We start from the raw sequence: 16286 nt of genomic DNA on the forward strand, positions 1-16286 counted from the left end.
TATTAGCTCCGGTTTCCCGAAGTTATCCCAGTCTTACAGGCAGGTTGCCCACGTGTTACTCACCCGTCCGCCGCTAACCTTTGGGAGCAAGCTCCCTCAGGTTCGCTCGACTTGCATGTATTAGGCACGCCGCCAGCGTTCATCCTGAGCCAGGATCAAACTCTCCAATAAGAGTATTGATTGCTTAAAATACCTTCGGCATTTTTCGCAAAATCCGATGAGGCATTTCAAGAAGCAAAGATCTTGCTCAATAAGTTTGTTACTTAGAATTAACGTTGACGCTTGTATTGTGTTCAGTTTTCAAAGAACTTTTTTTGACTCGCTGTTCATCAGCGACTTTTATAATATAACATCTTTAGAAGTCTATGTCAACACCTTTTAAATGGTGAATCATTTTTTCAAGGCGCTGTAGCAGCGACTTAATTAATATACCAAGTTTAGTTTTTACAGTCAACCTAAATTATTCTGGGATTTTCGACCAATTCCACTGCACTCTCCCACAACCCGACAAATATCGTGAGATCATACTGTCAAAGTTGATCTAAATAAAAAAAGACACCAGATATTTAATCTAGTGTCCCTCGTTTTTTTAAACTAAGAAAATGAAATATAAAATAAAGATGAAGAATAAAGCGTACATGATTGGGTGAATTTCTTTCGCTTTTCCTTTTACCATCATTGTAATTGGATAAAAGATGAAGCCAATCGCAATACCTGTTGCAATACTAGATGTTAATGGCATTGTTACGATTGTTAAGAACGCCGGAACCGCAATCTCGAATTTCTTCCACTCGATATCACCTAAACTTGCAACCATTAGAACACCAACGATGATTAATGCTGGCGAAGTAACGGCTGGTGTTACCACTCCTAATAGCGGAGAAAAGAATAAGGCTAATAAGAATAATACTGCTGTTACAACTGAAGCAAATCCTGATCTTGCACCTGCAGCAACACCTGCTGTTGATTCAACGTAAGATGTAGTTGAAGATGTTCCTAAGATGGCTCCGATTACTGTACCGGTTGAATCTGAAACCAATGCTCTTCCCGCACGTGGAAGTTTATTGTTTTTCATAATTCCCGCTTGGTTTGCTACCCCAACTAATGTTCCTGCTGTATCAAAGAAATCTACAAACATAAATGTAAGGATAACAACCAACATATCCATATTGAAGATTTCTCCGAAGTGCGTAAATGCCACTCCGAATGTTGGTGCTAAACTTGGTACTGAGCTCACAACCTTGTCTGGAGCATCAATTAAACTGAAAAGCATCCCAACAATTGCTGTAATAACCATACCGATAAATACTGCACCGTTAATCTTACGAACCATTAGAATGACTGTAATTACAACACCAAAAACGGCTAATAATGTGTTACCATTTGATAAGTCGCCTAACGCTACTAAAGTAGCAGGATCAGCAATTACAATATTTGCATTTTTAAGACCAATAAATGTAATAAATAATCCAATCCCTGCACCAACTGCTAATTTTAAGTTTTGCGGGATGGCATCGATAATTTTTTCACGAATTCGAGTTAATGTTAGAAGAACTAATACGATACCTGATACTAAAACGCCTGATAACGCTGTTTGCCACGAAATTCCCATTCCTAGTACAACTGAGTAAGCAAAGAATGCATTAAGCCCCATACCTGGCGCTAAGGCTACAGGATATTTCGCAACGACACCCATGATCAATGTACCGAGCGCTGCGGCAAGAGCTGTTGCAACGAACACTGCGTTTGCATCCATTCTTAATGCATCAGGAAAATCTGTTACATCACTTAATGATAAAATTGATGGGTTAACAAATAAAATATAAGCCATCGATAAGAATGTTGTGATTCCACCGATAATTTCTCGTCTATAAGAAGTTCCAAGCTCATCGAATTGAAAATACTTTTTCATATGATTCCCTCTCCCTTTGATCCGTATTGTCGTAAAAGAATTGAGTAACTTATAGAATAAGCGCACAAAAGCGCCCCAGAGAAGCCTCTGAAGCGCTTGACGTTAAGGATAACGATAGAAAAGAAGAATCAAGTTAATAGACTCTCTTCATTATCTGTTATACCTCGTAGTCAAGCTAATTTACGGTAGCCTGGTAGAAACTTTTGGGCCATATCCCCAAGATTATACGACGTATTTCAACAAAATCTTTATTTCGATTTTATTATATGACAATGTACCTAGAGAGTCAATAAAATAAACGAACATTATTTCATTTTTATTTTATATTGTTCGTAATTATTCCCACTCGATTGTTGCTGGTGGTTTACTTGTAATATCATACACAACTCTGTTTACGTGACTAACCTCATTCACGATTCTTGTAGAAATAACTTCGAGAACATCCCAAGGAATACGAGCCCAGTCTGATGTCATTCCATCAATTGATGTAACAGCACGAATTCCAATTGTGTAATCATAAGTTCTTGCATCTCCCATTACTCCGACACTACGGATATCTGGAAGGACGGTAAAGTATTGCCAAATTTCGCGCTCAAGACCGGCTTTTCTAATTTCTTCTCGTAGGATGAAATCTGATTCACGAACAATCTCCAGTTTATCCTCTGTTATCTCACCTAACACGCGAATTCCTAGCCCAGGTCCTGGGAATGGTTGACGCCAAACGATTTCATCAGGAATACCTAACTCAGTACCTAATGCACGAACCTCATCCTTAAATAAAGTATTAAGTGGTTCGATTAATTGAAACTGCATATCTTCTGGAAGTCCACCAACATTGTGATGTGATTTGATGGTTTGTGCTGTTGCTGTTCCACTTTCAATAATATCTGTATAAAGAGTTCCTTGTGCAAGATAATCAATTCCTTCTAGCTTGGCAGCTTCATCATCAAACACATAGATAAACTCATTACCAATGATTTTACGTTTTTGCTCTGGATCACTTACGCCTTTTAGCTTAGATAAGAAGCGGTCCTTCGCATCGATTTTAATTACATTCATATGGAAACCTTCACTAAAGGTCTTCATCACACTTTCAGCTTCTCCCTTACGAAGAAGACCGTGGTCAACGAACATACATGTTAATTGATCACCGATTGCTTTATGAATCAATACAGCAACAACGGAAGAATCTACACCCCCGCTAAGTGCGCAGAGAACCTTTTTATCACCAACAGTTTGGCGGATTTTTTCCATTTCAATTTCAATGAAGTTTTCCATGGACCAGCTTTCTGAACATCCGCAAACTCCGAATACAAAGTTTTTTAGAAGATCATTTCCATAGACTGAATGACGGACCTCTGGATGGAACTGAACTCCATATAAGTTACGCTCTGAATCGCTCATAGCTGAAATGGGACAAGATGGGCTTACCGCATCGACAGTAAAGCCTGCTGGTGTTTCAACAACTAAATCGCCATGGCTCATCCACACCACTTGTTCACTTGGGATATCTGAAAAAAGAGCAGATTCGTTTTGAACATTAATGGTTGCTTTTCCGTACTCACGATTATGTGCCTTTTCTACTCGGCCTCCAAAGTGTTGTGTCATCAACTGCATTCCGTAGCAAATACCTAATACCGGCACGCCTAAATCGAAAATTCTCTCATCACATCTAAATGAGTTTTCATCATAGACACTATTTGGTCCACCAGATAAAATGATTCCCTTCGGCTGCATCGCCTTGATTTCTTCGACTGTTAACGTATGTGGGTGAAGCTCACTATAGACGCCAAACTCACGAATCCTTCTTGTGATTAATTGATTGTATTGGCTTCCGAAATCTAAAACAACGATCATTTCTTGAACGTTATTCACAAAATCACCTCGTTATATTTTTTAATATATCCATCTGATATTATGCAAATCAAATTCGCCTTGGCGAATTTGCGCCCAGATTTTTAGGCTCACACGAGGTGGGTCACAAAGACGTTGCCACAGGATGTGGCGCCATTAGTCTTTGATCCTAAGCTCGAAAACTTACCTTTGAAAATCTGTGGCATCCGCCGGAGGCTTTTTTTTACCTTTATTTTAGTTTGGTACTAAATAAAGGTAAAAAAATAGAATCCTACCTATAAAAGGCAGAATTCTAGTTCACGTACACAAATAGAATAGCTGCCTTCATAGTCAAACCATTTACGGTGGTCTGGTAGAAACTTTCGAACCATATTATCGAGGATATACGAAGGTATTTCTATTGAATTTGTGATAATTTTATCAAGCAGGTATCTATTGGTCAAGATGATATCCTTTTAATTAAATTTTCCCATAATTCGACGGACATTGACCATTCCTTATAGGCGTTGTCTTTACGGTATAAAGCTCGTTCATAGCTTCGTGTTAATTGTTCCATTTCATGCCCTTTGTAAAAGCGATCCACTTGAATCGAATATTCCCTCAAGGTTTGACCGTCTTTTCTTGGGAGGCCGACACGTTCCAGTTGTTTTAGCAACGCATGATAGGCTTTAAAATACACCTCTTCGCCTTTGGCGTTTTTGTACATCCAAATATAAAGATATGGCATCCATTTTTTTCGTGTCTTGAAAAAGACATATGCGATCAAGAAAAGGCTCAAAAAGACAATCAGTACATATTTCCATGAGAAGGCGTCTCCTAGTTTTTCAAAGATGCTGTTGTCCGTGTCTTCTGAAACAGGTGCGGCCACCGTTTCTTTCGCCTCTTTTTCCTCAGGAATTTCCATTGGTGTTGTTTGTGGTGTTTGACTATTTTCATTTCCAGTCATCGTTAAATCATAGGAAAATAGATTAGCGTTACTAAATCCCTTGGTTGGCTCAAATGGTACCCAACCAAACTCTGGAAAATAAACCTCAACCCAAGAGTGGGCGTTATTGTTCGTGATTTCATAGGTGTTTACTTCGACACGCTCACCCTCCGTATAGCCTTTAACCCATCTGGCCGGAATATCAGCCGCTCGCAATAAAACAACCATTGAAGTAGAAAAATTATCACAATAGCCCACTTTTGTATCAAATAAGAACTGGTCTACATAATCTTCGTCAGTTCCTGGGATGGCGACATTTTGGGTATCATACGCAAACCCATTTAACTGAAAGTAATTTTCGATCGCCTTCACTTTGTCATACCGGTTTGTATGTGAACTTGTGATTTCTACAGCAAGTTCTTTTACACGTTCAGGGAGGTTATCCGGTAATTGCATGTACCTTTCTCTAAAAAGGTCAATCTGCTCAATCCTCCCCGGCTCCGTGACCTCTTTTAAGTGGTTAATATAGTATTTCGGATACTCATAACGAAGTGAATAGCGATCCAATTTAACTACATCATTGCCTCTATAGGTCGAGATTTTTTCGGATAATGTATTGGCACTAAAATGGATATCAGGATCTGCCTCTACAGATGTCAATCCTAATGGATATACGATATGTGAATATTTTAGATCCATTTGAATATCAGCATCAAATTCCTCTACTTCTGTTTTTTCCTCATACCACTTTAAAGATGTATTCTCATCATAAAAAATGTCTTTTTCCGGTTGCCCTGATAATCTCCAGCCCTTCCCGGTATAAGTATCCTTGGTTTCCACTCGCCAATAATGACGTTTTTCAGTTTTTGCTGTAAAGACGACTGTATCATCAGCAATAAAGGGGCCGCCTAAATTTTGGTCATTCGTACCATAGCCTATTTTCTTTACCCCGTTAATCGAACCATTGGCATTCTCCTGTCCATATCCCTTTAAAAATGGAACCGGGTCTGGCCATTGAGGTGAAGCCTTCGGGGAGACGTATCCAATAAATGTAGAAAACAGAATAAAAACAGCTAAAGGAACTGCCCATTTTTTACCTATGCTTACATGCTTAGTAAGTTCCTTGTCCTTTAAACGCTCAAATTGCAGGATTCCGAGCATGAAGAAACCGATTAACACAGTTCGAACGATTGCCATTTGGGCATTATATGGGCTGAAAGTATCGATTACCGTGATATAAATGATAGTCAACACGAAAAACAAAAGGATTCTTTTTTGATGAGTAAACCAATAATGGAGGAGATAACTCATTAACCAAAGCAAAATGCTAAAGAGAAGCGTCCGAAAAATCGGCGTCATTCCCCACCAATTCGCTTGGAACATGAGCCCGATATTTTTTATAATATCTGCAACAAGTTCACCCAACCATGTAATATCTAAAAAATCTTCCTTAAAATAGAGCGAATGAATCATATACACGATTAGAAAAACCTTAATAAATGCACCGAGCAAAAACGGCACACGTAAAAATAACAATAGAAAGCATGCCCCAATAAAAATGACAAACCCGGCTGTCTCCTGTGTATCTGTCACGGTTTTAAGCGGTCGCAGCCATTCCCACAATAAAAAAAAGCCAAATACATTCAATAATAGGTTCCGAATATCACGTTGTGCTGGAATTTTAGGCTTCATGATTTTCTCACCTCATGGAAAATGTCTGCAAAATGCCCTTCATATACGACTTTTGCAAATACATTGTGCTTTCGAATGGCTCCAAGGACACTAATTTCATCCTGTGTTAGTTGAGTACCTTTTTCTTTTATGACAAACATTTGCAGATCTGCATTTCGCATTGAAAATCTGCCTACTAAATGAATCGTATCATCGCTTAGTTCACTTGTAACAAGCATGAAGGTTACCGGCTGATAGACTTTTTTCATTTCTGACTCCACAATTTGTGAGAAAGGTAGTGGACTATCGTCTTTTACCTTTGCTAAGTGGTAATAGATCACTTGTTGCTGGGATTCGCCATCCTTTAAAGGAAAAACCGTTTGATCCTCTCCAATCGAGATAAATGCGACCTGGGCCCCTTTTCTCAAAATAGCTTTTGTAAGGGAGGCTGTAAAGGTGACAATCTGTTCAAAATGAGTCGACTTTGTTCGATCCATGAATAAAACAACGTCATGGCTTTGCTGCTGCTCGAATTCCTTCGTCATAATATTATTTCGTCTTGCTGATGCCTTCCAATCAATCCATGAAAAACGATCCCCTGGAGTATAGTCTCTGACACCCACTGCTATTGCTGTATCCCGCTGTAACCTTACAATTGAAGAGGTCATCCCTTGTTCAAACCGGCTTTCAAGCTGTCGGTATACCAAATCTACGTACTGTGGATATACTAGAAACTGGTCACGAACAGGTGCGATCGTTTCCTTTTCTATCAGTCCGAACAAATCTCCCGTCTTGATGCGAATACCTTCTAATAAATGCTCTCCCCTTGAGATTGAATCGAATTCGTATTTATAGGTCAATTCTCTTTTAAACCACGGAAAAAGAAGGACTTTTGACTGCTTGGATTGCTCATATTTTTTAAATTGTGGTGGCAAAAGCTCCTCAATAATTATGTACATTAATGGAAACGGGGCCTTTCGCTTAATCACAATCGTTGCTTCAAATTTTTCCCCTGCCACATATTCAGTTTGGTTCATATGACGAACCAATTTGAAATCCTTAAGGGGATAGATCGTTAAAGCAAAGGAATATAACCCGAACGGGATGAAACTATAAAATAGAAACCAGCTGACAAACCCACCTTGAAACATCGCATATACAAAAGTTGCTACAATGAGAAGGAAGATATTTACGAGCTTACCTGTTTCCTTTAGCTTTCGAAATAGTTTCCTCATCAACGATTCAACGACCTTTGCACAGGAATCGGCGTTCTTTCAATAATTTTCGTCACTACCTTCTCGGTCGTCATTCCTTCGAATCTTGCTTCCGATTTTAAAATGAGTCGATGTGGCAGAACATAAGGTGCAAGGTATTGGATATCATCTGGAATCACAAAATCCCTGCCGTGAATCAAAGCATACGCCTGTGCCGCCTTCATTAATGCGATTGAGCCACGCGGACTAGCCCCTAGATAAACCGAACTATGCTCTCTCGTACGGCTAACTAAATCTACGATATATTCTTTAATGGTTTGGTCAACATAGACTGCCCTTACTTCCTTTTGCAGGTCTATTAATTCTTCAAGATTAATGACTGCTTCAAGGTGTTCAATCGGCTTAGACTTTTCGGCTCGATTTAAAACTTCAATTTCCTCATTTGCGGACGGATAGCCCATTTTCATTTTTAATAGAAAACGGTCGAGCTGTGCTTCTGGAAGTGGATATGTCCCTTCATATTCAATCGGGTTTTGTGTGGCCATGACAAAGAATGGCTTTGGTAATGGTCTTGTTACTCCATCAACCGTGATGCTACTTTCTTCCATCCCTTCTAGTAAGGCAGATTGTGTCTTCGGAGATGTTCGGTTGATTTCATCCGCTAGTACAATATGACCTATAATCGGGCCTGGTCTGAATTCAAACTGGAGTTCTTTTGGATTATAAATAGACGTTCCAGTTACATCCGATGGTAATAGGTCGGGCGTAAACTGAATTCGTTTAAATTCCGCACTCACTGATTTCGCAAGGGAACGCACCATCATCGTCTTCCCTACACCTGGCACATCTTCTAGTAAAACATGTCCTTCCGCTAATAATGCAACCAAGCTTAGTGTGGCTACATCTCTTTTTCCGATCATAACTTTTTCGATATTTTCGATAACTCTTCCTAAAACTGGATGTAACGTGTCAAGCTGCGCCATTTTCCGTCCCCCTAAAAACTCGTATCTCTTACAATATACGTAACTATTATACTATTCACACACTAATTATAAAAGCGAATATAGGCGATTCCTAAATTCAATAAACATCGTTCGATACGTTTTGATAGCTGCACAGTTAATCAGAAAAAGACCCAGATTATTAAAACAATCTGAGCCAGAGTATGCTTGTATTCTATTAAACGAGACTAGAAAGCACATGGACCCTTAGGATGATACCTACTAGTCGTTGGTCTTCATCGACAACAGCTAACGGAAACTTAGTTTCCAATGCCTTCGGAATGATGTCTTGGATATATTCATCCTTTGAAACGGTAAATATATCGTCTCGAATTACATCGGGCAGTGTCTTTTTATCCTTGATCCCATCAATGCAATCGTCAATGGTCACAATTCCCTCTAAGCGTCTATGCTTGTTCACGACGAATACACTTGAGATCCCATTCTTCTGCATTTCTTTTACCGCTACTTGTAAACTGTCCTTTAACGAAATCAAAGCATTCGATTGAATCATAACGTGCTCTGCTTGTAAAATTTTAGAGCGGTCGATATCTTTTATAAACTCCGAGATATAATCATTCGCAGGAGTTTCAATAATTTCCTCCGGTGTACCGATTTGCTCGACTACCCCGTCCTTCATTACCGCAACACGGTCTCCTAGTTTGAAAGCTTCATTAATATCATGAGTGATAAAAATAATCGTTTTTTGGAGCTTGTCCTGCAGTTCTAACAGCTCAAGTTGCATTTCTCGACGAATGAGTGGGTCTAGCGCACTAAAAGGTTCATCCATTAGGAGAATGTCAGGGTCATTTGCAAGTGCCCGCGCAAGTCCAACGCGCTGCTGCATCCCACCTGATAGCTCTCCTGGATATTTATCCTCGTATCCTTTTAAACCAACACTTTCAATATTTTTTAACGCTATTTCTCTGCGTTCTTCCTTTGAAACATTTTTTATCTCTAAGCCATATTCCACATTCGCCAAAACCGTACGGTGACTAAATAGCCCAAAGTGCTGAAACACCATGGCGATTTTATCCTGTCTGAACTTCTTCAGCTGGGATGAGTTATAGCGAACAACATCCTCCCCATCTACATAAATAGACCCGGATGTAGGTTTGTTTAGAAGGTTAAAACAGCGAATCAATGTCGACTTACCACTTCCGGATAGTCCCATGATGACAAAGATTTCACCTTTCTTGATTTCCATTGATGCATTGTACACACCAACGGTATGATTGGTTTTTTCTAAGATTTCCTTTTTACTCATTCCTTTTTCAACCATTGGAATGACTGATTTTGGTTTTGAACCAAATATTTTTGATACTTTCTCTATTTTAATTTTCGTTTCCATTATTCTGACCCCCTGTGTTTCTGGAATGAGCTTGCTACTCCTGATGTCAAACGGTCAATAATGATAGCTAGAAAAACGATACTGATACCCGCTTCAAATCCAAGTGCCATATCAATACGGTTAATCGCGATCAGAACCTGTTCACCTAGTCCCTTCGCACCAACCATTGATGCAATAACAACCATCGCAAGTGCCATCATGGTTGTTTGGTTTACCCCTGCCATAATCGTTGGAAGTGCCTGCGGCAATTGAACCTTCGTGAGCATCTGCCATCTTGACGAACCAAATGATTGTGCTGATTCAATCACATCTTTATCCACATTACGAATCGCTAACTCAGTCAATCGGATAACAGGCGGCAACGCATAAATTAACGTTGCAAATACCGCTGAAACATTTCCTAAACTGAAGAAGAAAATCGCAGGGATTAAATAAACGAAACTAGGCATGGTTTGCATCGCATCCAAAATAGGCCTCATGACAATGGAAAATCCTTTACTAAATGCCATCCACACACCAAGGGGAATCCCAATAATGAGGGAAATGAGAACCGATGTTAAGACAATCGCAATCGTGATCATCAATACATCCCATAATCCAAACGTTCCAATTAAAAATATAAAGAAGGCATATAACACACCGGAAAGAACAGATTTAAAACGCCATCCTAAAAGGAAAATAATAATTAAGAAGAGCCACCATGGAATGAAATTAAGAAATCCACTTATTCCATTGATAGTTTGAGAGGAAATTAGATGTATGAAATCAAAAAACCCTTCGAACGTTGTATCAATCCACTTAATAAATTTTTCTACATATTCACCAATAAATTCCCATCGTATTTCTGGAAAACTACCCATAAGCAGGTTACATAATGTAACCATTCACCTCACTTTTTTTGCAAAATCTCCTATTTAAAATAAATTTGTAGTAGCTGGCGAACACCAACTACTACAACAACGGGATTACTCTAATGATTTTTTCACTTTTTCAGCGACATCTTCTGAAACCCAAGAAGTCCAAACATCTTCATGCTCCTTCATCCACCATTCGGCAGCCTCTTCGGCAGATGCATCATTTTCATTCATATATTTAAGAGCTTCTTCTGTTAAGTCGTTACTTGTTTGATAGTTTTTTAGAAACTCCACAACCTCTGGTGCTTGTTCAGGCATGTCCTTGTGGACAGCTACAACAACATCATTTGGTGGGAATGCAGTGCCAAAGTCTTTATTCCATTGTTCTTCGTTATATTCTGGTTCTTCTAAAAGAGTAAGATCATATTTTGCCGTTACCCATGTTGGTGACCAGTAATATCCGACCCATCCTTCGCCTTTTTCATATGCATCAACTAGCGTTGCAACTGCACTTGAATCTGAACCAGGACTAATATAGTTAAATGTATCTCCTAAGCCATATGTGTCAACCTTAACTGACATTGTTTCCCCAACAGCCCATCCTGTAGGAGCACCCACGATAAGACCTTTGCTTGAATCCTCTGGGTCAGGGAATACTTCAGGATACTTCTTCAGGTCCTCAACCGTTTTTAAATCCGGCGCTAACGGCTCGATTCCTCTTTCTTCGTCCCCTTCAATCACATAAGTTGGAACATATAACCCTTGGCTGTTGTCATCAAAGTTAGTAGATACTGTTTCAATATCCCCAGCATCTGTCATTTCTTGATATAGCTCTTTGACATTGTCAGTCCAAACTTCCATATACACATTGATGTCACCTTGACGTAAGCCTTCAAGTGTTGCAGCAGTCGATCCCGCTGTAACATCTGTTTGATAGCCAAATCCTTCCTCTAGGATTCTTTGTGCAATACTGTTATGAAAGCGAATGCTATCCCAACCAGCATCAGCAAGCACAATTTTATCTAATTTTTCTGGTTCTCCATCTCCTGAAGACCCCTCACTACTACATCCAACTAACGCGAGTAGTAAAACGGCTACTAGTATTAATAATTTTCGACTCATTCTTCATTTCTCCCCTTTTTTGTTTCATTTATTAGTAAATGGATTTATTTACTAAAATTTAATAGAATGAACAATTCACCAAAAAATGAATATCCATTCATTTTTTGATACTACGTATTTCTCCAAACTTATACAACAATTGCACGATGTGATTAGATTAATAGAAAGGTGACAATTAATTAATCAGTCAGGTGAAAAATGCAGAAGATATATATAGGCTACATTTTTCGCAAGATTTCGAGGATACTTCTTTTGAACTATTGATCTTGGAGGGAAAAGATATTTGTTGGTTTCACAGTGGTGAACCCAAGGGCTATATTAAAAGTATAGAGGAATAATAAAATCAGGACAAACCTGATAATGTAGCGTATCCCGTGATAAACTAGCATATTTCATGATTTCCAAACCTCAGGTTGCCGAAATTATTTATCCTTCAAAAATCCTCCCATATCCTTTCATATCCTCCAAATATGAAGAAATTTTCAGTATTTTTATCAAAATATGCTATATGTAGTATTTCAATAGGACCTTAGCCCCTTATTTAGTAAGATATGAGCGAACACATGCCAATACGTATGGAAAACATCTCGAAAAATAGCAAAAAACCAGATGTGAGCATCTGGTTTCCATTTTCCTTCTATTAAAAAACTACCTTTTTTTCTTCTGTAAGTATTTTTCGTTGATCACAAGCACTTTTCCATCCTCAGCCGGTCTGTATTTACGAAACTTAAATTTATTTTTTTCAAACAGGATATTCCCAATGATATAAATAGGTAAGATGATAAACAAGTTAATAAGCATTTGAAGCAATAGGTTTAAATCCTTCTCAAATATATAAATCGTAAATACAGCATAAAACGCAAATGACACCATTAATACAATAAGTACATTACATATATGAAAAGCGATCACACTTGTTTTTTCACGAAACATTCGCTCTAGTTCAAGCTTTAAAAAAAGTGTAATAAACACTGAAATCCCTATTGAAATAAGGGTAACAATATATGTAAAAACAGTATGCATATTTGCTAATCCCTCACCCTCATTTTCCTTATCAGTTATAAGCCCAAGAGATTTGATTACCTACCCATATTGTAACACATCAGCTAATGAAAGCAGTTTTATTAATAGAAAAACCTCAGCTTTCTTCATTGAAGAAGGAAACTAAGGTTTTTGTAAGATGAGAGTGTGTAATACCTATTAATGTTTAGAACTGGCTTTAAGTTGCTAGCTGGACTTTATCTGTAACGTCCTATCTGCTATACATTACGACCTAGGCTCGATCGTTGACTGTTTCTTGGGTCCCATCTTTCGTAATTTTTCCAAAAAAATCCAACACATCTTCAAGCTTCATCCCCATGTTTTTAGCTTCGATGATTAATTCTACCCATTCCCCGTCAAGTTCCACTAGATCGCCAATATTTGCCGTTTTAATCTTACTCATCCCCCAATATATAATTAGTTGGTTTCGTGATTTTGTAAGCCATACAAATAGATATCCACTATTTCATTTGCTAGTTGTTGTGGATTTTTTTCATCTGTGAATAATTTCGTGATGGTAAGTCGCTCAATGGCCCCAATTAAGCACTCTGCAACGGTTTGCATTTCTATGTCTTGTCTAAAGTAGTTATCCTGTTGTTCTGCTAGAAGATTCTTAGTGATATGATTTACAATAACTCGCTTAATTTCCTCCGATTCACTTGCGATAAAAAATCCTATCTTCGTCAAATGTCGATGGTCGTTAAAAAATTCAAAGATCCCACTTAGACCTTTAGCTATTTTAGAAGGAAGTATGTTTTTATCCAAATCGGGTTCAAGTCTGCTACTCTGGGTTAGCATGATTAATTTGTTACGAAATGTATGTACGATCTCTTGAAAAATAGCTTCTTTACTTGAGAAGTAGAGATAAAAACTTGGCTGTGTGAGTCCAGCCCTTTTGACAATCGTACTGACCTTTGTTTCATGAAATCCATGCTCTGCGAATTCTTCTGCTGCAACCATAAGGATTGCCTCTTTGCTTTTGATCCCAACTGACCCCTTCTGTCTCCCACGTTGTCCCATGATAATGCCGCCTTTTATCTTTTTTGAAATTATAATACTCACGAGTATTATCTCTTACAAAATACCACCCGGTCAAGTAGCCTATTGCCAGTTTTAACCTACAAAAACTGACAAATTTTCACGAAAAAAAGACTACCTCCTTGAATTCGGGAGGTAGCCCTTAGACTAACAACTAAAATTCGATGTATGTTAGAATAGGCTAAAGCAAACATACACTACAACGAAAAGAGGCGAAATTATGTTTGATAAAATCAAAAGACAACTAAGAAATATTGCACGCGGAAGCAGTAGCAGAAGGCACCGTTACTACGGAGGAAGCAGCAGTAACAGAAGGCATCGTTACTTTGGAGGAAGCAGTAGCAGAGGGCATAAATATAATCCATTGAGTGGCAGTAAACGCTACAAACGAAGAAGCTGGGGGAGCAGTAGCTAATTACCGTTCAATCACTATTTTCAAAAGCTCTAACTGCTTTATAAAGGTCGTGTAAGATTTGCTCAATTGTCGAATACGGTTCAGTTATTCCTAGCAATTTTTTCAATATAGCTTCCGTTTCCTGCCTTAGCGAAAGTTCTTCTGTCCACGGGAGGGCTTTTTTCGTTTTTAAAGGATACGTTGTATAAAGCAAATATAAAAGGATATCCCCTAAATCATAATAGTCTTGGAGTTTCAATTCTTCACTGTTAGTTTCTCTGAATTGAGTCGATTTCACCTGTCTTGCTAAGCCAAAATCGATTAAATATGGCTCATTTTCTTTTATTATGATATTTGGTATCCGCAAATCAAGATGATACATATCATTATTATGAAGGTAATCAACTAATTTAATTATTTTCGCTAAAAATAGTAAAGACTCTTCCTCATTAAACACCTTTTTATTTAGAAAAATTTCGTCCTCGAGGTTTACCCCATCCATATAGCTCATTGCATAAAAATAATGACCTCTTTCCGAAAATTCCCCATAGAACAACGGCATTTGCTTATGTTTCAATCTCTTCATGATCGATATTTCATCTTCAAACAGCTTGATTTCATTCCTATTTTTACGTTTACTTGGTCTTAGTTGCTTTACGACTTTGTACTCCTTATTTTGTAAATCATGACAAAGGTATACGATCCCATAGCTTCCAGTCCCAATCATATCTATAACCTGGTACCGATGATTTAAGATTTCTGCTGCTTTTATAGGTTTATCTACAATAAACTGATACATTCTTCGAATGGGTCGTAACATGATTTACTCCTTTAGCCGTTTTAAGATTTACCATATTGAGTTTCGTTGTCACAAAAAAGTCTATAGAAGAAAAAATGCTTCTCCTATAGACTACTCAAAAAGATAACTTTTTTCTACAAAAGTATTGATATCGTTATTAGCTTTGTTTACACTTATAAACGGCAAAACACTTGGTCGCAACAAGTGTTTTGGGTTGTCGTTTTGGGTCTGTCTTACTGTCCTATTTCAACTTACCAGGTTAGATTGCTAGGATTAGACACCTGAAACTTCAACTTCACCCGTTTCATCCTCTTCATTTGTTTGTGCTTTTATATAATCAATTGTGACGATTGTTTCATCATCTTCATGCTTGATCGTGCAGTTACTATATTCCTTTTTAATATCTGCTACTCGAACAGAATGGCCAATTTCAAATCCAGTGATGTCAATTTCAATAAAATCAGGGAGATCATTCGCTTTTGCTGTGATATCCAATTCGTAAAGAAATTGTTTCGCAACTCCTCCAGATTTCTCTCCAATTGAAGTTCCCTTTAAAATCACACTCACTTTAGTATCGATTTCAGTATCCTCATCAACATGAAGAAAATCGACATGAAGGACATCCTTTGTTACAGGGTTATGTTGGTAATCTCTTAAAATAACATTCTTTGATTTCCCATCAACATGTAGTGAGAAAATACCATTTCTCCCCACACCCTTTATTACCCTTCTTAAATCCACGTTGTTAACCGCAATGGATTCTGTTTGAATATCACTTCCATAAACAACAGCAGGGATTTTCCCATCACTTCTCAATTTTTTCAAAATAGACTTTTTCGTACTATTTCTTTTTTCTGCTACTAACGTATTCATTTTAATTCCACCTTTCTGATTTTTTCTTAGACATTAGTTTTTATAGGAACTATATTCTAAAAAACATTAGAATTAGTTATATCTCTAGTATATCGAATCTATCATTTTATTTCACACTTTTGGCTTACTAAGTGAAGAAATGAGTTCGTTGACAATTTATCTATGCGTTTCCATTCAACTTATAATAAAAAAGGCCTCCCACAAGTTTTATCAACTTATGAGAAGCCCATATAACCT

At 37.9% G+C, this 16286-nt stretch carries 14 protein-coding genes, 1 rRNA gene and 2 riboswitches; of the genes, 1 reads left to right on the plus strand and 14 read right to left on the minus strand.

The window, feature by feature from the left end; translation table 11 throughout:
* From E1I69_RS16460 to E1I69_RS16515, 12 genes are all read right to left on the minus strand, one after another.
* Positions 1 to 171: ribosomal RNA gene (locus E1I69_RS16460) — 16S ribosomal RNA — on the minus strand; the annotation flags it as partial.
* 418 nt (positions 172 to 589) lie between these two features.
* Positions 590 to 1912 (minus strand): NCS2 family permease, encoded by a 1323-nt coding sequence (locus E1I69_RS16465; protein ID WP_136380660.1) that lies wholly within the window; start codon positions 1910 to 1912, stop codon positions 590 to 592.
* A gap of 147 nt (positions 1913 to 2059) precedes the next feature.
* A riboswitch (purine riboswitch) is annotated at positions 2060 to 2162 on the minus strand.
* 86 nt (positions 2163 to 2248) lie between these two features.
* Positions 2249 to 3769, minus strand: coding sequence for a glutamine-hydrolyzing GMP synthase (guaA, locus tag E1I69_RS16470; protein WP_136380695.1), 1521 nt, complete (start codon positions 3767 to 3769; stop codon positions 2249 to 2251).
* A 304-nt stretch (positions 3770 to 4073) separates the two neighbouring features.
* Positions 4074 to 4175: riboswitch (purine riboswitch) on the minus strand.
* Between the two features lie 30 nt (positions 4176 to 4205).
* Positions 4206 to 6383 (minus strand): transglutaminaseTgpA domain-containing protein, encoded by a 2178-nt coding sequence (locus E1I69_RS16475; protein ID WP_136380661.1) that lies wholly within the window; start codon positions 6381 to 6383, stop codon positions 4206 to 4208.
* The gene (locus E1I69_RS16480) at positions 6380 to 7597 is read right to left on the minus strand and encodes a DUF58 domain-containing protein (RefSeq protein ID WP_136380662.1); all 1218 of its coding nucleotides are present in this window, start codon (positions 7595 to 7597) and stop codon (positions 6380 to 6382) included. The genes E1I69_RS16475 and E1I69_RS16480 overlap by 4 nt, the downstream gene beginning before the upstream one ends.
* Positions 7597 to 8559: an AAA family ATPase gene (locus E1I69_RS16485; protein ID WP_136380663.1), complete on the minus strand. Its 963-nt coding sequence runs from the start codon at positions 8557 to 8559 to the stop codon at positions 7597 to 7599. The genes E1I69_RS16480 and E1I69_RS16485 overlap by 1 nt, the downstream gene beginning before the upstream one ends.
* Before the next feature lie 196 nt (positions 8560 to 8755).
* A complete protein-coding gene (locus tag E1I69_RS16490) occupies positions 8756 to 9928 on the minus strand; it encodes a quaternary amine ABC transporter ATP-binding protein (protein ID WP_136380664.1) in 1173 nt (390 codons plus the stop codon).
* A complete protein-coding gene (locus E1I69_RS16495) occupies positions 9928 to 10788 on the minus strand; it encodes an ABC transporter permease (protein ID WP_136380665.1) in 861 nt (286 codons plus the stop codon). The genes E1I69_RS16490 and E1I69_RS16495 overlap by 1 nt, the downstream gene beginning before the upstream one ends.
* Before the next feature lie 105 nt (positions 10789 to 10893).
* A complete protein-coding gene (locus tag E1I69_RS16500) occupies positions 10894 to 11904 on the minus strand; it encodes an ABC transporter substrate-binding protein (protein ID WP_136380666.1) in 1011 nt (336 codons plus the stop codon).
* 648 nt (positions 11905 to 12552) lie between these two features.
* Complete coding sequence (locus E1I69_RS16505; protein WP_136380667.1) at positions 12553 to 12927, minus strand: hypothetical protein; 375 nt, start codon at positions 12925 to 12927, stop codon at positions 12553 to 12555.
* Positions 12928 to 13177: 250 nt separating this feature from the next.
* Positions 13178 to 13348 carry an anti-repressor SinI family protein gene (locus tag E1I69_RS16510; RefSeq protein WP_242634622.1) on the minus strand — a complete coding sequence of 57 codons (171 nt, stop codon included), beginning with the start codon at positions 13346 to 13348 and terminating at the stop codon, positions 13178 to 13180.
* A gap of 14 nt (positions 13349 to 13362) precedes the next feature.
* On the minus strand, positions 13363 to 14007 hold the full coding sequence (locus tag E1I69_RS16515; RefSeq protein WP_242634623.1) for a TetR/AcrR family transcriptional regulator: 645 nt from the start codon (positions 14005 to 14007) through the stop codon (positions 13363 to 13365).
* 196 nt (positions 14008 to 14203) lie between these two features.
* Between E1I69_RS16515 and E1I69_RS16520 the strand changes: the two genes are divergently transcribed.
* The gene (locus E1I69_RS16520) at positions 14204 to 14398 is read left to right on the plus strand and encodes a hypothetical protein (RefSeq protein ID WP_136380668.1); all 195 of its coding nucleotides are present in this window, start codon (positions 14204 to 14206) and stop codon (positions 14396 to 14398) included.
* 7 nt (positions 14399 to 14405) lie between these two features.
* On the opposite strand, the gene E1I69_RS16525 is transcribed toward E1I69_RS16520, so the two are convergent.
* Positions 14406 to 15197, minus strand: a complete 792-nt coding sequence (locus E1I69_RS16525; RefSeq protein ID WP_136380669.1) for a serine/threonine protein kinase — start codon at positions 15195 to 15197, stop codon at positions 14406 to 14408.
* A 252-nt stretch (positions 15198 to 15449) separates the two neighbouring features.
* Positions 15450 to 16049, minus strand: a complete 600-nt coding sequence (locus E1I69_RS16530; protein WP_136380670.1) for a 50S ribosomal protein L25 — start codon at positions 16047 to 16049, stop codon at positions 15450 to 15452.
* Positions 16050 to 16286: the final 237 nt, after the last annotated feature.

Origin of the sequence: Bacillus timonensis (assembly GCF_004799755.1) — a bacterium.
Lineage (GTDB): Bacteria > Bacillota > Bacilli > Bacillales > Bacillaceae_L > Ferdinandcohnia > Ferdinandcohnia timonensis_A.